Genomic DNA, 17,252 nt, shown 5'->3' with positions numbered 1-17,252 from the left:
CCCGGGGCGCAGAAACACTGCTGCACTCCGGGGTTTTATCTGGTTTTTGCTGAAGCGTTCGTGGTGTTTAACCGCGGCTTACATCCCCTGCGCCTGGATAGCGGTGATCGCCACCGTGTTGATGATGTCCTCAACGGTGGTACCGCGTGAAAGGTCGTTCACGGGCTTGCGCAGACCCTGCAGCACGGGGCCAACGGCGGGTGCACCCGAAGACTGCTGCACAGCCTTGTAGGTGTTGTTGCCGGTGTTCAGGTCGGGGAAGATGAACACGGTCGCCTGACCCGCCACCTGGCTGTCGGGCATCTTGGTTGAAGCAATCGACATGTTCGAGGCCGCGTCGTACTGAATCGGACCCTCCACCGCGAAATCCGGGTTAGAGGCGCGCACAATCTCGGTGGCCTCGCGCACCACATCCACATCCGCACCGGAACCGGAGGTACCGGTCGAGTACGACAGCATAGCCACCTTCGGATCAACCCCGAACTGGCGCGCAGTCTCGGCGGAAGCCTTCGCAATATCCGCCAGCTGCTCAGCATTCGGGTTCGGGTTCACGGCACAGTCGCCGTACACCAGCACGCGGTCTTCCATGAGCATCAGGAACACCGAAGACACAATCTTGGTGCCCGGGCGGGTCTTAATGAACTCCAGCGAGGGGCGAATCGTGTTCGCGGTCGTGTTGATAGCGCCCGAGACCATGCCATCCGCAAGACCCTTGTAAACCAGCATCGTACCGAAATACGAGGGATCGCTCATGCGTTCACGCGCGCCCTCAATAGTCATGCCCTTGTGCGCGCGCAGCTCAGCATAAGTCGCCGCAAAATCCTCACTGTATTCGTTATTCGCAATGTCGATAATACGAATCGAGGCAGGCAAGTTAATACCCTCAGCCTGGCAGATTTCCGAAATCTTATCCGGGTTGCCCAGCAGAATCAGGTCACAGAAATCGCGGCGTGCAATCATCTCGGCTGCACGCAGAATACGCACATCATAGCCCTCAGGCAGAACCACGGAACGGCGGTTCGCACGAGCGGTCTCAATCAGGTTGTGCAGGAATCGCAGCGGGGTCATCGAAGCCGGGCGCTCAAGCTCAAGGCGTGAAAGCAGCTCTTCCTGGTTCACGTATTCATCCCAGCCGCCGAATGCGCTCGCAAGCTTGCGGGCCTGGCCGTTAATCACGCTGCCGTGCACGCGGGAAACAGCGCGCGCCGACTTAAAGGTGTCACGGTCGGTCGATAGTACTGGGAAAGGCGCGCTTTCAAGCAGGCTGCCCACAGCGGTGTTATTGCCGGGCAGGTTGTTGAGTCCGCCTGTGAGCAGCATGCCCGAAGGTGCCGGGAACGTGGGCGAAAGCGCGGATGCGAGGGTCGCGGCCACAACATCGGCGCGGTCGCCGGGAACGATCACGAAGTCGCCGTCGGCAAACTGGTTGAGGAAGTTTGAGACGGTCATTGCGGCAATCTTGATCTCGTTAATGTCACGGCCAAGATCTTCCTGCGACAGGTGCGAACCGTCGAGTTTGAGGGCGGAGACGACCTCCGCGATGGTAGGCTTACCCAAGTCTGCGATTTCGGGCAGAACGTAGACGGGGAACTTATGCTCGCCCAGCTTAACGTTCTTCTCAATGCTCTCCCGCAGCTCGGGGTCGGCACGGTTGACGATAATCGAGAACAGATCGACCTTGGCTGCCTTAAGTTCGGAACGTGCAACCTCTACGGCGTTGGTTGCCTCTTCGAGGGATGCCTCGTTCGCACCCACGATAGCGATCACGGGCAGACCTAAATCGCGGGATACCTGGGCGTTGAGATCGAACTCGACGGCGAGTGCGTTCTGGGCGGTCAGGTATATGCCGTCCACGATCACAACATCGCTGTGGGCGGCAATTTCTTCATAGGCGGAAACCGCGCGGGCCGAAATTTCTTCGGTGTTGCCCTCCGCAATGAACTCTAGTGCCTCGGTGAGCGATACTGCGCCGCCCACCTGCTCGTCAGAGAGGTTAAAGTGCTCTTTCATCAGGCGGATCATGGGGTCATCGCTGGCAGTTTCGCCCTTGAAAATGGGGCGGAAAAAGCCTACTCGATCGGCGCGCTTCACAAGGGAATCTGCGAGGCCCAAGGCGATCAGGGATTTGCCTGAGTCCTGGGTCATCGCCGAGAGATAAATGCCGGTGGTCATAGTGCTCCTTTGGCGTTGAACGTTCGGCGGGGGCGCGCTAACAATCCGGTACGTACGTTGGATGCGCCGGATGCGGCGACTCTCGTCGAGTTTGTCTTGTCCTTTCTATCTTATCGGGGTTGAGAGTCGGGCAAACCTTTTGTCGCGGTGCAAGGGGGATTGAAGACTGCATCATGGTGTGTTTTTGGTGCGTATTTTCGCAGTTAATATGGTTTTAGGTGGGGTTTGAGAAATATTTTGTGGCGAAAAGCATGTTTTCATGCACTAAACACACAATCAAATATCTCGCCCTATCAAACGTCGCTTTCATGCAAAATTCTTGTACTTTCAGCGAAAGTCCCCGGGGCGCGTATCGGCCCTCTGTAGATTTTTCGTGTGAGAACCTACGATTGAAATATGTTGTTTGCATTTTCTGTAGCTCCTACGGGCGGGGGTTCCGCCGACGGTTCTGTTCACGATGCGGTTGCCGAGGCCGTATCTATCGTTCGTTCTTCCGGTCTGCCGCATCAAACCGGACCCATGTTCACCACGATTGAAGGCGACTGGGACGAGTGCATGGATGTTATTAAACGCGCTACCGAGGCGGTGACGAAACGTGCCCCGCGCGTCTCACTGGTGGTCAAGGCCGATATTCGCCCCGGTCACGATCATGGCGAAATTGAGGGTAAGGTGCAGCGTCTCAATGCGGCTATAGATCAGATGGAATCTGGTAAATAAGCTCGGAATACTGGCTTGACAAGGCTATATGTTGTATGCGGCATATAGAATTAACGGCTATCGTGGCGATGCTCTATGCGTGCGTAACGGGCGGTGCTTACAGTCCTTGTGAAGGTACTCCTAGCCGTTGAAATGCTTGCGCCGCAGGAACACTCAACTGTATTCCAGATGCGGCATATACGGCTGACCCGGTAGCTCGGGCAGCGACAGGCAGGTTCATAGTTTAGGACTCGAATTCCTGCCTGCTGCCCGAACCTAGCGTAGGCTTATGTGCATGGCGAAAAAGAAAAACCGCAGCGCTGCCTCGCGCCGCGCCGAGCATCCGAACAAAACAGGTGCGGTTGCCGGTGTGTACCCCATTTCGACCGGTGAGGCTGAGCTTGTGCCCGATGGTTACCACTCTGATGGTTGGCTTCTGCTCATCAACGGTGTGCAGTCGTCGCATGTAATAGTGGGGCAGCCGCGCATGCTCGATTTTGAGTACATGCGCTGGATTGTTGCGGTTCTCGACTCGCATATTCAGACTCATCTTAATCCCGAAAAACTGCGTATCACCCATCTAGGCGGCGGGGCGTGTTCTCTAGCGCGCTATTGCGCGGACGTATACCCAAATTCACGCAATACCGTTGTGGAGCTTGATGCCAAGCTGGCCGAACATGTGCGTGACTGGTTTGATATTCCTAAGTCGCCGCGCGTAAAAATTCGGGTGGGTGATGCAGGCACCGTCACTCGTTCGTTTGCACCGGCATCGCGCGATGTGGTTATTCGCGATGTATTCGCGGTAGATAAAACTCCGGCGGAACTTACGGGTGTGGATTTCGTGCGGACGGTTGATAACTCTCTGGGGCCCGGTGGGCTGTATATTCTCAACTGCGGCGATGACCGCACGCTTAATGCCGCCCGCGCCGAAGCCGCCGCCTTGCTTGAGGTATTTGAATACGTGAGTATTGTGGCCGATTCCGCAATGCTCAAAGGAAGGCGGCGCGGAAATATTATTCTGGCGGGTTCACATGTTCCGCTTCCGCAGCTTGGAAGCGCCGAGGCGGCGTCTATTTCTCGTGTCCTCATGGGTGGGGGAGTACCTGCCCAGTATTGGGATACTGAGAAGGTTCGGGCCTTCGCCCGGAAGGGTGCATAAACCGTGTTTACTTAGCCCCTAGCACCTGCTATATGCCTGATCGGGAATATGGCATATATCGGCATAAATTTTTATTTATACTAGTCAAATACCTTATATTCCTATATCGGAATATATTTTATGTGCCCAAAAAGCACTTACCTAAGTTGTGGAAAATAGGGGTGCAGTTTCTCACGAAGCACTCGCGACGAAGGATAAAAATCTTCCCACCGAACCTGAACCATATGCCAACCTTCGGGGGTGGGTGCATCCGCGTGAGGAAGCACGGCGTCGGAAGCCACCATTGCAAGACCCACCCGCTGTTCGAGCCACACGAAACTCGCCTGCCGGGTGCGTAACATGCGGTACACACCCACATAGTCCGAGGCTCGGTTCGGGGCATGTGCATCCGAAGCTCTCAACAGATATGCCTCAAAATCCAGCCGATGCACGGGCGCGGGAAGACCCATCTCAACCAGCTGCAGACGCGCAACGCTTTCCAGAAGTGAGCTGCTGCGCGCATCCGCATGCGTGGCAATATGGGTGGCCGCCGAATTTTGGCTCGCCTGCAAACGCGGCAAAATCTCTTCGGGTGCAAGCATTCGGCGGTGCAGCGCGGCATCAACGAGAGCGCATCCTTCAAGAACGGGAAGTGTGCGGGCACAATCCAGGAGGGTCTGCGAGAGCTCAGTAACCCGAAAATTCGGGCGTAAGACCGTCACCTGTACTGAGGCTTCATTGCTTGTATGCTCCAGAACGCCGTCCGATGCCGCCCCTCGCACCGAATATCCGGCGAGCACATGCAAATTCTGCGGCACATGCAGAAGAGGCAGACCGTACAAAAACGCCGCCGAAGATAGGCAAAACACGCAGGTAGAGTCACGCAGCGCCAGCGCGGTGTGGCGCGCCAAAACCTGAAGAGAAGGCGTAAAAGAATCCCAGACCGATGCGGCAATATACACCCCTTGAAGCACGCTGATCAGCTCTTTTGTGCGTAGTTTACGCCGCATCGTGGTGCGGGTATACCCGGAATTAAGCAGCCTTTCCTGGGTATAAAGCTGATCAAGAAGCGTGAAGTTGGGTGACATATCCTCAAGTATGGCACGACATGAACACCACTCAGCGCACGAAGACGATATGCGTCATAGAGCTCAACCTTGTGTTAAATAACGTCTCATCCTGCGAGCTTGTGGCGGTGCCGAACCCACCTCGCGCTAAGATTGAACCCATGCGATACACCTACCTTGGACCCTCAGGCACTTTCACCGAATCCGCCCTGCTTTCCGTGCCCGGCGTGGTCGGTGCCGAACGCATTCCCGCCACCAGCGTGCCTAACGCGCTCGAACGTCTTCGCAGTGGCGATGTGGATGCAGCTATGGTGCCCATTGAGAACTCGGTCGAAGGCGGGGTGAGCGCCACTCTTGATGCGATCGCGGCTTCCGAGGGAATGCGCATTATCCGCGAAGTTTTGGTACCTATCAGGTTCGTGCTGGTCGCGGCGCGTCCGCTCGCTTTGGAAGATATTAAAACCGTTTCAACCCACTCGCATGCCTGGGCCCAGGTGCGGCAATGGGTAGATGAGACTATCCCCACCGCCGAGTACCTGCCCGGTTCCTCCACCGCGGCAGCAGCCGTGGGTTTGCTTGATCCTTCCTGTGCTTATGATGCCGCGATTTGTTCGCCCGCGCTTTTGGCAACTCACCCCGACCTGCATGTGCTTGCCGAGGACATCGGCGATAACAAAAACGCCGTCACCCGGTTTGTGCTTATCAGCAGTACCGCGGATATTCCAGAGCCTACCGGCGCCGATAAGACGACGCTCACGATCCCTCTGCCCGAAAATCGAGAGGGCACTCCCGAAAACCGTTCGGGTGCGCTCCTGGAACTGCTCGAACAGTTTGCTTCGCGCGGCGTTAACCTCTCACGCATCGAATCGCGCCCCACCGGCAGGCAAATGGGATCCTATATGTTCAGTGTGGACGCAGACGGGCATATTTATGAGGCTCGAATGCGCGACGCCCTGCGTGGCCTGCACCGCATAGCACCCGGCATTAAATACCTGGGATCGTACCCGCGTGCCGACCGGCAGCCCACCGTTGCGCCGCGCATCCACTCCGAGAATTCGTTCGATGCTGCCCACGCATGGGTGGAATCGCTCTTCCCGGGTGGGCGACCGGCGCATCTGAAACGCTAAACCGCCCCCCGCGACCGTATAAAAAGAGCCTTTATGCGAATAAAGCGTTGGGAATCCCGCTTTATTCGCATAAAGGCTCTTTTTACGGCTGGGGGCGACTGGGTACTATTGATATGTGATTGATATTAACCTCCTCCGCGAAAACCCCGAGATTTTCCGCGCCTCCCAGCGAGCACGCGGCAAAGACGAAGCCCACGTAGACCGTATTCTTGAGGCGGATGCCGCACGCCGCGCCTCGATCGGCACCTACGAGAACCTGCGCGCCGAACAGAACGCCTTCGGTAAACAGGTGGCGAAGGCACCCAAGGAAGAGAAACCCGCTCTCGTAGCGCAGGCGAAAGAACTCGCCGCCCACGTGGCAAATGCGAAAGCGGCATCTGAGGCGAAAACCGCCGAATATGAAGAGCTGCTAAGCTCCATCGAAAACCTGATTATCGACGGCGTACCCACCGGCGGCGAAGACGACTTTGTGGTGCTCAAAGAAGTCGGCACCCCCCGCGATTTCGCCGCAGAAGGTTTTGAACCGCGCGACCACCTGGAAATAGGCGAACTCATCGGCGGCATCGATATGGCACGTGGCGCCAAGGTCTCCGGCTCGCGCTTTTACTTCCTCAAAGGGCAGGTTGCCCGCCTGGAGCAGGCGCTCATGTGGATGGCGCTCGATCTGGCAACAGCCAACGGCTTCACCATGATGACAACCCCCACCCTCGTGCGCCCCGAAATTATGAACGGAACCGGGTTCAACGTCAAGCACGACGACGAAATATACCGCCTCGAACGTGATGACCTGTACCTGGTCGGCACCTCGGAGGTGGCGCTTGCGGGCTACCATATGGACGAAATACTCGACCTTAGCGACGGACCCAAAAAATACCTGGGATGGTCATCCTGCTATCGCCGCGAAGCCGGTGCCGCAGGTAAAGACACCCGCGGTATCATTCGCGTGCACCAGTTCAACAAGGCCGAAATGTTCGTCTACTGCCAGGTGGAACAGGCGGAAGAAATACACGAGCAGATGCGCGCCCTCGAAGAAGAAATGCTGCAAAAATGCGGCCTTGCGTATCGCGTGATTGATACCGCCGCAGGGGACCTGGGCACCTCTGCCGCACGCAAATTCGACTGTGAGGCATGGGTTCCCACCCAGGGCACCTACCGCGAGCTGACCTCGACCTCGAACTGCACCACCTACCAGGCACGCCGCCTGAACATACGCGAACGCACCGCAGACACCGTGGACGATGTGGGCAATGTACGCAAGGGCCGCACCCGCGCGGTCGCAACCCTCAACGGCACCTTGGCGACTACCCGTTGGGTTGTGGCGATTCTGGAGACACACCAGCAGCCCGACGGTTCGGTGCGTATCCCTGAAGCACTGCGCCCGTATATGGGCGGTGCTGAGGTTATTCCGGTCGCGTCGTAGATTTGAGATAGTTTGAGGGGTGTTGGAGTGGGTCTCCACTCCGGGCGCACCTTGGTTCCCTCGCGCGCTCGGAAGGTGCGGCCCTCCGTCCCCTCAGCATTCGGGCGGCTCGGTACGTATTCCTGAGGCACCAGGCTCGTTACCTCGCCTGATTCGGAAACTTCTTAAGTGCTCGCGCGCTCGCACCCAGTTCCCTCATCCATCATGGGCGGTGCTGAGGTTATTCCTGCGGTGTAAAACGGGTGCTTCGCCGAGTCGCTAAGCCTGCCGCTTCACCGCATGGGAAACCCCGCCAACGGCGGAAGTACGGTGTGCTAGCATGAAGATATTACTGAAATGGAAAGCTACATACTTTATGTATGTAGCGGAGAGGCTCGGCGGCTTGCAACGACCGAACCTCTCCTTGCGAGTTGATACTACTTCAGGTTGCGGATAACAACCTTGAGAGCATCAAGAGCATGCAAAACAGCCTGAGCTGATCCATCGGTAAGGATGAGACTTACCAGGATTGCTTGGGCTGTTTCCATGAGTTCAAAGAACATCATGGCTCTACTCACCTCCCCTCTGCCCCAAGAGTCGACCGCAGGGATTTACTGAAATGGATGTGCTGCGGCGCACCCCGGGAAGAGGGCAGTATTAACTTTACCTAAAAAGTATGTGGTGGATTTCGCCTAAATCGGTGGGTGTAAGAGGCTGATAAAACAGCTATGGTGGTGTGATAGCATGATGATATTACTTTGATATGCAAAGTCATCTTTTCGCACACGAAGAAGGGGCTCAGAAGCGAGAACTTCCGAGCCCCAGGTGGGGATTACTTCAAGATTTCCAGTAGGTTCTTGACGTAATCATAGATGGCTGACACGACCCAGGATGATCCGTCCGTGAGGATGAAGCTCACGAGGATTGCCTGGGTCGTTTCTATGAATTCATAGAAAGACATCCTAACCACACCACCTCTCTGCCCCAAGAATCAACGCGCAGGGATTTCACTTTGATATGCGTGGCGCGTGCGTACCCCGGGAAGAGGGCAGTATTAACTTTACCTAACAAATATAAGCAGAAGCTCGAAAACACGGTCTACACATTCACTTAACAGGGTTCATATGGAATGATATTGGGTGTATTGTTGATATGTGTTTAAGTACGCATCTGAGACTTCTACACATTATTTCTATTTCTGTTCATTCACCTCTTCAGCAGTAAAAGTAATAAAACTATTCTTTTATGGGTGTAACTACCTTTGTGTGTATTCATATGTGATGACACAGATGTATTCAGCCTTTATAGCTCTTGAAAGGAACTGCTGATGATGTATTCTTCGCCTCCGGTGGTGATGCGTGATGTTGTTCAGAAGTTTGGTAGTACTACTGTTTTGCATGGTCTTGATCTGACGGTTAATCCTGGTGAGATTGTTGCTCTTTTAGGGCCGAATGGTGCGGGGAAAAGTACTGCGGTTGATATTATTTTGGGTTTGACTAAACCGTATGCTGGGTCGGTTGAGGTTTTTGGAACGACTCCGCAGCATGCTGTTAAAGCAGGGCATGTTGCTGCCGTGCAGCAGGATGGTGGTTTACTTCCTGATTTGACGGTTAAAGAAACCGTGCAATATATGGCGTCTTTGTACGGCAAGCTTAAGAATGTTTCTGCTGTTCTGGCTCAGGCCGGGCTTGAGGGTAATGCTAAGACGCTTGTGCAGAAATGTTCTGGTGGGCAGAAGCAGCGTCTTCGTTTTGCTATTGCGTTGTTGACTGATCCGGATTTTTTGATTCTTGATGAGCCCACGGCTGGTATGGATGTGCAGGGTCGCCGTGATTTTTGGGCGTCGGTGACTCAGTCGGGGGATCATCAGCGTGCTGTTTTGTTTGCGACTCATTATTTGGCTGAGGTTGATGAGTTTGCTGATCGTGTGGTGGTCATTAATCAGGGGCATGTGGTAGCGGATGGGACTCCTGCTGAGATCAGGTCGTATGCGCGGGGTTCTACTTTGCGTGCGACGGTCAATGATGCGTGGACGTCTGAGCAAATTGAGGAGCGTCTTGCGGAGCTTCGTGCTCTTGACGGTGTGAGTGCAGTATCGTTGCACGGTATTCGCTTGGAAATCTCTGCTGCTGATGCGGACGCTGTTGCTTCGCATCTGCTTGCTGATGGGTTCGCTAAGAACCTGGAGATCGCATCGTCTTCCTTAGATGATGCGTTTGTGTTACTGACCGAGACCGATTCCGAAGGAGAGCACAAGAATGCCAAATAACACTAGTGCCCAGGCGGCGAGTCTTCCTCAAGTGCGTCCTGTGTGGATTAATAGCACTGTTGTTCTGCTGGAGTTGCGCAGGAAGTTCCGTAACTTGCGGATCTTTCTCCTGGCTATTTTGCTTCCTGTTATGTTCTTCTTTATGATCGCTTATCCGCAGCGGGACAGCTTGGAAGGGTCGGTGAATACCGGGACCTACTATATGATCGGGATCAGTGCCTATGCTGCTATTGTTTCTAGTTCGGCTGTCGGTGCTGCTATTCCGATTGAGCGTGTCCAGGGGTGGTCGCGTGCTCTTGCGCTGACGCCGTTTCGGCCTTTGGGGTACGTTATTACGAAGGTGCTCTCGTCTATGTTGCTGGGGGCTATCGCTGTTGTGGTGATGATGGTTCTGGGGCTTGTGACGGGTATGCCTTTGGATGCGTGGCAGGCGGCGCAGTCGTCACTCATTATTATTGCTGGCAGTTCTGCTTTTGCTGCGTTTGGTATTTTTGTGGGCTATTTTATGTCTGCTGATAGTGCGCAAACGCTTATTAATCTTATTATCTCTGTGTTCTCTGTATTTGGTGGGTTGTTTCTTCCGTTGTCCCATTTTCCTCAGGCGCTTCAGGATATTGTGCATTGGTTGCCGTCGTACGGGTTAGGTGTTTTGGCTCGTTTGCCTGTGGGGGTGGAATGGGATCCTTGGGCTTTGGTGAACCTGGTGGCGTGGCTGGTGATTTTTGTGGCGGGTGCGGCTTGGTGCTTGAGTAAGGATACGCACAGGGTCTAGCCTCTGACCTCTCAATCGTGCAGGGGAACCCACAAACGACGAAAATACGGTGTGCTAGCATATCAGTAACTGCATTATGGTAAACACAGTTGAGGATCCTCACGAAAGTGAGGGAACCTAGACGCAGTCACGACTAGGTTCCCTCCGTGGGGTGATGTTACTTCAGGTTACGAATGATAACCTTAAGCGCATCAACGGTGTATGAAACAGCCTGAGCTGATCCATCGGTAAGGATAAGACTTACCAGGATCGCTTGGGCTGTTTCCGTGAGTTCGAAGAACGTCATGAACTTCCCACCGCCTTCCTGCCTCAGGAGTCAACGCACGGGGATTTCTGCATTATGGTTAAGCCGTGGCGTACCCCGGGAAGAGGGCAGTATTACCTTTACCCAACAAATATTTGGGTGATTCTCTAAAACCTGCGCTTTTCGTCAGTGTTGGCGAACCCAATATCGCTGCACCCGGTACTCTAAAGATATGTCCCTTTTTCGGAACCTTGTTGGTGCATCCGCCGCGGCAGCGACTCTCACGGCGGTTGCTCGGCGTGTTCGCAAGCATGCGCAGCGCATCGTTACGCCCCTCGGAATCTGGAGTACCCTGCCCGTCGCTCAAGAGCGGCACATCGGTATTGTGTATAACCCCAGCAAGTCGAGCACCCACGCGGTAGTTAATATTCTGGAACGTACCGTGGTTGCCAACGGTTGGAAACCGGCCCTCGCGAGTACCACTCGTATCGACGAACCCGGCACCCAGGCTGCTCGCGATCTGATCGACCGGGGCGTAGATACCCTGCTCGCGGTCGGCGGGGACGGAACCGTGCGCGCGGTCGCCGCCGCCATTCAAGAAGCCAGGAGTCGGGGCAAAGACGTCACGCTCGGTATTATTCCGTTAGGGACAGGCAACCTGCTGGCACGCAACCTGCGCCTACCTATCACCGACATAGCCGCCTGCATTAACATTGCGCTCAACGGAACACGCCAGATGGTCGATGCTATCGACATGAGCGCCGAATCAGCGGAAGGTGACGTTACCAACCACATGTTCTACGTGATGAGCGGCGCAGGATTCGATGCGCTCGTCATGAACGACGCCAATGAAGACCTTAAAGCGCGTATCGGCTGGTTAGCCTATGTGCACAGCGGGCTGAACCATATCTTCGGGCACTCCCACAAGGTCAGAATACAGCTCGACGACGATGAACCTTTCGAAGCACGTGCGCGTTCGGTACTCATCGCCAATTGCGGGCGGCTGCAGGGCGGACTGCAGCTGACCGATATTACCGAGGTTAATGACGGCAACCTCGAAGTGATCATCATATCGCCGCGTACCGTCCTGGAATGGGGGCAGCTGGCTGCCAAAGTGGTTCGCCGCGCCCTGCCCGGTTCATCGCGTATCTCTCTGCCGGTCATGCGCCATTATGTGGGACATCGGGTCTCACTGGACATGCTTTCGGGCGCACAGCCTATTGAAGTCGACGGCGATTTAGTACCCTCGGCGATCAGGCTGCAGGCGCGCATCGTGCCGAGTGCCCTCAGCGTGAATGTGCACCCGGATGCGCTGACAACCTAGAACCTCGACCCGCCCGAGCGCCGTGTTTATGTGGCTTAACCTTCTTTGATGTGGTGTCTTCACCGGTTATCTCGCTTTAAACACCTTTTTAGTGCGAGAATGAGATGAAAGTTTGTTTCAAGAAAGAAGAGAAGTTCATGCTTATCCTCGTTGTGAACGCGGGTTCCTCATCCCTCAAATACCAGGTGCGCGACACCTCTGCGCCTGAATCCGAGCAAATGATTACCTCAGGGCTCATCGAAAATATCGGCACTGACGTTCCCGACCACGAAGTCGCTCTGCACATGATGGCTGAGAAACTCGAAGGCGTGCTGCACGGCCGTCAGCTGCAGGCTATCGGCCACCGCGTGGTGCAGGGAGCCGAGAAGTTTACCCACCCCGTGCTGCTCAACGAGCAGGTTATCGACGAGATCGATGCGCTCTCACCGCTTGCGCCTCTGCACAACCCCGCGCACGTAAAGGGTATGCGTGCTGCTTTCCACACGTGGCCAGACCTGCCGCAGGTTGCCGTGTTCGATACCGCGTTCCACTCGACCATGCCCGAGCATGCTTGGCGTTACGCTATTCCTTATGACCTGGCTGATAAGTACAGTATTCGCCGCTACGGCTTCCACGGTACCAGCCATGAATACGTCTCTCATGTTGCCGCAGATATGCTCGGTATTGCCCGCGACGAATTTAACGGTGTGGTGGCGCACCTGGGCAATGGTGCATCCGTGACCGCTGTGAAGGGTGGAAAGTCCGTGGATACGTCGATGGGCTATACCCCGCTGGCTGGTCTGGTGATGGGTACCCGTTCGGGCGATATTGACCCCTCTGCGCTGACCACGATTCTCACCCGCGACCCCGAGATCGATGCGGAACGCCTGGATACCATTCTCAACAAGGAATCTGGTTTGCTGGCGCTGGCGGGTTCCAACGATATGCGTAAGGTGGTGGAGTCTGCGCAGTCGGGCGACGAACGCGCACAGTTGGCTCTGGACATGACCGCATACCGCCTGATGAAGTACATCGGCGGCTACAACCTGGTGGTTGGTGGCGCGCAGGCGCTTATTTTCACCGCGGGTATTGGCGAAAATTCCGGCGACTTCCGCAAACTGGTGCTGGACCGCCTGGCGCCGTTGGGCATTCGCTACAACGAGGAAGAGAACATGAAGCGTTCCCCCGAACCGCGCTTGATCTCGACCGAGGATTCGAGCATCGCCGTGTTCGTCATCCCCACCAACGAGGAGAAAGCGATCGCTGAGGCTACCGAGGAGCTCGTCGCGTAGCAGTATCTTCTACTTCTTCCCTTCGGGGATGCTGCTAAAGGCTCTTGATCGTGAATAAGCGAGATTTTCTGTGCTTTATTCGCGTTCAAGAGCCTTTCTAGCATGGGCGGCAGAGCGCCGGGCACAAGGCTGGCACGAAAGCGTATACGCGGCTTTGGGTGACAAAAACTCTAGGGTCAGGGCATCAAGAATAAGCGTAAGGCGAGGGAATGTTGAACTTTATATCTAAATAATATTTGACACATTATTTTAGTAATTATTTAAATTACTTAACGGCATAAAATTTGCTATAGTTGTTTTGGTTCAGAATGCTTTGTGCAGATGAACTAATAGATACAAAGAATAGTGTGCATTCTCTATTCGTGGTTGTGTGGGGAAATGCTGGCATTCTTTGTATCAAAACTGGCACAGGTATATCACATCTATCACTCACTTAGATGACATATACAACGAGGTGCAGAAAATTGGGGTCGCAGGACTTTGGGCATGTATGTTCGCGGCCTCCGGTGTGAAAAACCCTCGCGGTATGTTCCTCCCATGAAACCTTGTACGTTTCATGAGTATAATTCCGCGGAATAACAGGGGTTTGAGCTTTCTGTAAGCCTTCAGGTTCTCTGAAGGGACTCGTTGCACACGAAGGTATCTTATAGGGATTGGTGCCTTCTAAATCCGTGCTAGAACTGTACACATGTGTATAGGGTGTTTTATGTGTATAGTTTGGATGCCGTCATGATTTTTCATGGCGGCATCCTTTTTCTTTATGATAAAAATAGTGGAAAGGTAAATACTTGCTAGGTGCAGCAATAAATATATTTTATTCGCCTAAAGTATGTAAATTATTTATAGCGAAAACATTATCAGGATTTTGTGTAAGGAATACGAGGTGTAAATTCTAGGGGAGGGACATACACGGAGCCTTCGTCGGAAATCCAGGACTTCCGTTCACCTGCCCAATCGGTGTTAAGGGTAGTGATCAAAAGATTCCAGTCGACTCCCAGACCAAACGAGCTAACGGATTCAAAAAGTGGTGGGTTGCTGGGCATGCTAGTTCACATCCACTACGGGGAGACCTGCCCACTACAGCAAACGTGGTTGAACGGCAAAACGCAATTCAGCCCCTAGCTGAAGAGGTTATCTCTGAGATAGGAATGGTCAGCTCCTCCGTTCGGATGTAGACGTTCCTACAAACGGACAATATACAAATGTTTTCCTTACCCCTATATTTATATTTAAGAATGAAAGCTTTTTCATAAGGAAGGTAGGCATCATGAAAACCGAAAAATCGAAAGAAATTTTCTGGAGCATCATCTCAATTCTCGTAGGCGGAGTAGCCTGGCTAACCATGCAGAATATTTCATGGGGTGTAGTAGACCCCGCGAAAGTCGGTCTCGTATTCGCAGTAATCGGCCTCATTTCGCTTATCTGGGCTCTCTTCAATAAAAACTCCGATAGCTCACGAGCGCACGAGACTATACGTAACGCCAATAGGTCAAAGGAGGATTAAGGAGGGTTATTCATTAGGGGTGTAACACTCCAACCGCCTAACCACTCTTCACCACACAGAAAAACAACGGACCCTCACCTCTTGTCCACGTATGATGGTGAAATACCAAAACCGACCCCGTACCCGGGGCACACCACGACACGTTTGCGTACCGGTGGTACGGATTGGACAGATTCTTAGACCCGCACGATACTCTGGCCGATAAGGGCTACCAAGGACTAGACCTGATCACCCCGGTGAAGAAACTACCCGGTGGAGAACTCACCGAAGACGAGAAACACCTGAACCGGCACATCAATCACCATCGGGTCGTCATCGAACGCGTGATCGCACACTTCAAGTGTTGACGGGTACTCTCTAGTATCCTAGTATCTTCCGCAGATTCCTCACCTCGTACCGGAGAGTGTTCTCGGTGGTGCGGGCACTGTTTTTCTGGATACAAAACCACCCAAATGAATAACCCTCACGAAATAGTTGCTTGGATTCCCCTTGAGAAACACCACAGAGGATTCCGGGAGTGATAAGTTGCAGCGGGAGCGGGGAACACGCTCCCGCTGCAAATTTCCGCTCCCGGATTTAGTATGCGTGTATTCACCGCATCAAAGGGCATACGCGGTAGAGTTGAACTAGTACGTACTTAGAGAGATTTGGAGACCGCATGAGTCAGCATACGCCCGGTGCTGAACCTCCACTGCCGAATGACGTGAGCCAGGGGTGGCTGCCCGAGGATAAGCGGCAGACCCCGCAGAGCCCGCTTCCCCAACCGAAATTTTGGGGATACCAATCGTTAATACCCCATAAGATGCTCAACGCCCTGCGCCACCCCGGCGAGATTCCCTGGTTGGTGGCGGCCTATGCGGTAACCCTTGCCGTGTACTTGGGGCTGCTCATCTTCTTTATTGAGACGATCGTAAGCCGTGACCGATATAACGACCTGGAATGGACGTCATCGTCTCGATACTCGACGATGAGCTACGCGGAGCGCGTCTTTAACGACTATGCGGAACAAGCGATTACGCTACTGATCCTGGCACCCCTGGTTATCCTGATCGCCCGTGCCCTCTTCTACGCACAGCAGCGCGTGCGCGGCATTCGTATTTCGCCGACGCAGTTTCCTGAGGCTTATGCCATGGTTGCCGAGGCCGCCTATGCGGCGGGTTTGCGCCGTGTTCCCGATGCCTATGTGGTGAGCGGTAATGGTGTGCTGAACGCCTTCGCATCCGGGCACGGTTTCCGTCGGTTTATTGCCATCAACTCTGACCTTTTCGAGGTCGGCGGTCAGAGCCGTGACCCTCAGGCGCTTCGCTTTATTATTGGGCATGAGGTCGGGCATATCGCTGCCGGTCACGTGGGGTATTTCCGCCTTCTCTTCACGCAAACCTTCATGCGGATTCCCGTGGTGGGGCAGGCTCTTTCACGCGCACAGGAATACACCGCCGATAACTTTGGGTACCGATACTGCCCCGAAGGCGGACCCGGCGCGATCAAGGTTCTCACAGCCGGTAAATACCTGAATCAGCAGGTGAATTTCGATGAATTTGCCGACCGTGCCGTGAACGACCAGGGCTTCGCGATTTGGCTTATCAACCTTATCTCTACCCACCCGGTACTGACGTGGCGCGCCCATGCACTGCGCAACCGACACGAACCGGGGCGTCTGTTCTGGCGGCCGCAGTTTAACCCGCCGAGTGCGCCTCCTTCCCTGATACCTTCGCAAGAACCGCCAGCTCAGTGGCCTGACCCGATTCAGGCAACCGGGTTCATGGACGAGCAGAAGCCGGCGTGGGAGGATTACAACCTTAACACCGTTAAGACATATCCGGCTCCGCAGGGTGCACCCAAGATTCAGGGAACGCTCTTCGCAGGATGGGAGGATGCGCAGGCTCGCGCGGCCCGTGCCGCCTACGCCGCCCGTTGGGAACAGTATGCCGCCAGCCAGGGTGTGCCGGGATATGTGCCAGGGTACGGTTATCCGATGCAGCCAGCGCCCGGTCAGCCGGGATACGGGCAGCCGATGCCGAACCAGCCGCCGCCGTGGCAGTCCGGTTCGGGGCAATTTGAAGCTGACCAGCCCGCACCCGATCAAGCGAATCAGGGACAGCCTCAACCCCCGCAGCCTGAGCAGCAGGGGCACACCGAGCCTCCTAAGGACGCAACGGAACCTGGCGTGGCACTGAACCAACCGATAAAACCCGCTGATGACCAGCATCCCGAGCAAAAACGGTCTGAACAGCAGGACCAGCAGGGGAATGACACCTCTGACTAGCCT

Annotated in this window: 15 protein-coding genes; 11 read left to right on the top strand and 4 right to left on the bottom strand. The window is 54.7% G+C overall.

Features of this window, described 5'->3' with window-relative positions; all coding sequences use genetic code 11:
- Positions 1-78: 78 nt before the first annotated feature.
- Positions 79-2,172 (bottom strand): phosphate acetyltransferase, encoded by a 2,094-nt coding sequence (gene pta, locus HMPREF0733_RS03585; RefSeq protein ID WP_004005808.1) that lies wholly within the window; start codon positions 2,170-2,172, stop codon positions 79-81.
- A 396-nt stretch (positions 2,173-2,568) separates the two neighbouring features.
- Here pta and HMPREF0733_RS03580 point away from each other — a divergent pair, with 396 nt between their 5' ends.
- Positions 2,569-2,889 carry a thiamine-binding protein gene (locus tag HMPREF0733_RS03580; RefSeq protein WP_013398021.1) on the top strand — a complete coding sequence of 107 codons (321 nt, stop codon included), beginning with the start codon at positions 2,569-2,571 and terminating at the stop codon, positions 2,887-2,889.
- Positions 2,890-3,163: 274 nt separating this feature from the next.
- A complete protein-coding gene (locus HMPREF0733_RS03575) occupies positions 3,164-4,027 on the top strand; it encodes a spermidine synthase (protein ID WP_013398020.1) in 864 nt (287 codons plus the stop codon).
- A gap of 137 nt (positions 4,028-4,164) precedes the next feature.
- On the opposite strand, the gene HMPREF0733_RS03570 is transcribed toward HMPREF0733_RS03575, so the two are convergent.
- A complete protein-coding gene (locus tag HMPREF0733_RS03570) occupies positions 4,165-5,094 on the bottom strand; it encodes a hypothetical protein (protein ID WP_013398019.1) in 930 nt (309 codons plus the stop codon).
- 140 nt (positions 5,095-5,234) lie between these two features.
- On the opposite strand from HMPREF0733_RS03570, the gene pheA reads away from it, so the two are divergent.
- Both pheA and serS read left to right on the top strand, forming a co-directional pair.
- The gene (gene pheA / locus HMPREF0733_RS03565) at positions 5,235-6,200 is read left to right on the top strand and encodes a prephenate dehydratase (protein ID WP_041321885.1); all 966 of its coding nucleotides are present in this window, start codon (positions 5,235-5,237) and stop codon (positions 6,198-6,200) included.
- A gap of 115 nt (positions 6,201-6,315) precedes the next feature.
- Entirely contained in the window at positions 6,316-7,620 is a 1,305-nt protein-coding gene (serS, locus tag HMPREF0733_RS03560; protein WP_013398017.1) for a serine--tRNA ligase, read from the top strand.
- A gap of 416 nt (positions 7,621-8,036) precedes the next feature.
- Here the strand turns inward: serS and HMPREF0733_RS10930 are convergent, their stop codons facing one another.
- Positions 8,037-8,165: a hypothetical protein gene (locus HMPREF0733_RS10930; RefSeq protein ID WP_013398016.1), complete on the bottom strand. Its 129-nt coding sequence runs from the start codon at positions 8,163-8,165 to the stop codon at positions 8,037-8,039.
- Positions 8,166-8,926: 761 nt separating this feature from the next.
- Between HMPREF0733_RS10930 and HMPREF0733_RS03555 the strand changes: the two genes are divergently transcribed.
- Complete coding sequence (locus tag HMPREF0733_RS03555; protein ID WP_013398014.1) at positions 8,927-9,868, top strand: ABC transporter ATP-binding protein; 942 nt, start codon at positions 8,927-8,929, stop codon at positions 9,866-9,868.
- On the top strand, positions 9,858-10,640 hold the full coding sequence (locus tag HMPREF0733_RS03550; protein WP_013398013.1) for an ABC transporter permease: 783 nt from the start codon (positions 9,858-9,860) through the stop codon (positions 10,638-10,640). Before HMPREF0733_RS03555 ends, HMPREF0733_RS03550 begins: the two co-directional genes overlap by 11 nt.
- A gap of 157 nt (positions 10,641-10,797) precedes the next feature.
- Here HMPREF0733_RS03550 and HMPREF0733_RS10920 read toward each other — a convergent pair whose 3' ends face one another.
- A complete protein-coding gene (locus tag HMPREF0733_RS10920) occupies positions 10,798-10,926 on the bottom strand; it encodes a hypothetical protein (RefSeq protein ID WP_013398012.1) in 129 nt (42 codons plus the stop codon).
- Between the two features lie 190 nt (positions 10,927-11,116).
- Between HMPREF0733_RS10920 and HMPREF0733_RS03545 the strand changes: the two genes are divergently transcribed.
- The 5 genes from HMPREF0733_RS03545 to HMPREF0733_RS03530 all read left to right on the top strand — a co-directional run bounded on the left by HMPREF0733_RS03545 (position 11,117) and on the right by HMPREF0733_RS03530 (position 17,249).
- Positions 11,117-12,208: a diacylglycerol/lipid kinase family protein gene (locus tag HMPREF0733_RS03545; RefSeq protein WP_013398010.1), complete on the top strand. Its 1,092-nt coding sequence runs from the start codon at positions 11,117-11,119 to the stop codon at positions 12,206-12,208.
- A gap of 137 nt (positions 12,209-12,345) precedes the next feature.
- The gene (locus HMPREF0733_RS03540) at positions 12,346-13,479 is read left to right on the top strand and encodes an acetate/propionate family kinase (RefSeq protein ID WP_041321884.1); all 1,134 of its coding nucleotides are present in this window, start codon (positions 12,346-12,348) and stop codon (positions 13,477-13,479) included.
- Positions 13,480-14,746: 1,267 nt separating this feature from the next.
- A complete protein-coding gene (locus HMPREF0733_RS03535; protein WP_013398007.1) occupies positions 14,747-14,983 on the top strand; it encodes a hypothetical protein in 237 nt (78 codons plus the stop codon).
- Positions 14,984-15,147: 164 nt separating this feature from the next.
- Positions 15,148-15,330, top strand: a complete 183-nt coding sequence (locus HMPREF0733_RS10915; RefSeq protein WP_013398006.1) for a transposase — start codon at positions 15,148-15,150, stop codon at positions 15,328-15,330.
- Positions 15,331-15,641: 311 nt separating this feature from the next.
- Positions 15,642-17,249 carry a M48 family metallopeptidase gene (locus tag HMPREF0733_RS03530; RefSeq protein ID WP_013398005.1) on the top strand — a complete coding sequence of 536 codons (1,608 nt, stop codon included), beginning with the start codon at positions 15,642-15,644 and terminating at the stop codon, positions 17,247-17,249.
- The last annotated feature ends 3 nt before the right edge of the window (positions 17,250-17,252 follow it).

It is taken from the genome of Rothia dentocariosa ATCC 17931 (assembly GCF_000164695.2).
Lineage (GTDB): Bacteria > Actinomycetota > Actinomycetes > Actinomycetales > Micrococcaceae > Rothia > Rothia dentocariosa.
The sequence above is the reverse complement of the archived record's forward strand: the minus strand, read 5'-3'. Positions and strand labels throughout refer to the sequence as shown.

Bases quoted from the DNA above. Each gene is read 5' to 3' on its own strand.
- pta (WP_004005808.1), bottom strand. From the start codon at position 2,172: ATGACCACCGGCATTTATCTCTCGGCGATGACCCAGGACTCAGGCAAA.
- HMPREF0733_RS03580 (WP_013398021.1), top strand. From the start codon at position 2,569: ATGTTGTTTGCATTTTCTGTAGCTCCTACGGGCGGGGGTTCCGCCGAC.
- HMPREF0733_RS03575 (WP_013398020.1), top strand. From the start codon at position 3,164: ATGGCGAAAAAGAAAAACCGCAGCGCTGCCTCGCGCCGCGCCGAGCAT.
- HMPREF0733_RS03570 (WP_013398019.1), bottom strand. From the start codon at position 5,094: ATGTCACCCAACTTCACGCTTCTTGATCAGCTTTATACCCAGGAAAGG.
- pheA (WP_041321885.1), top strand. From the start codon at position 5,235: ATGCGATACACCTACCTTGGACCCTCAGGCACTTTCACCGAATCCGCC.
- HMPREF0733_RS10930 (WP_013398016.1), bottom strand. From the start codon at position 8,165: ATGATGTTCTTTGAACTCATGGAAACAGCCCAAGCAATCCTGGTAAGT.
- HMPREF0733_RS03555 (WP_013398014.1), top strand. From the start codon at position 8,927: ATGATGTATTCTTCGCCTCCGGTGGTGATGCGTGATGTTGTTCAGAAG.
- HMPREF0733_RS03550 (WP_013398013.1), top strand. From the start codon at position 9,858: ATGCCAAATAACACTAGTGCCCAGGCGGCGAGTCTTCCTCAAGTGCGT.
- HMPREF0733_RS10920 (WP_013398012.1), bottom strand. From the start codon at position 10,926: ATGACGTTCTTCGAACTCACGGAAACAGCCCAAGCGATCCTGGTAAGT.
- HMPREF0733_RS03545 (WP_013398010.1), top strand. From the start codon at position 11,117: ATGTCCCTTTTTCGGAACCTTGTTGGTGCATCCGCCGCGGCAGCGACT.
- HMPREF0733_RS03540 (WP_041321884.1), top strand. From the start codon at position 12,346: ATGCTTATCCTCGTTGTGAACGCGGGTTCCTCATCCCTCAAATACCAG.
- HMPREF0733_RS03535 (WP_013398007.1), top strand. From the start codon at position 14,747: ATGAAAACCGAAAAATCGAAAGAAATTTTCTGGAGCATCATCTCAATT.
- HMPREF0733_RS03530 (WP_013398005.1), top strand. From the start codon at position 15,642: ATGAGTCAGCATACGCCCGGTGCTGAACCTCCACTGCCGAATGACGTG.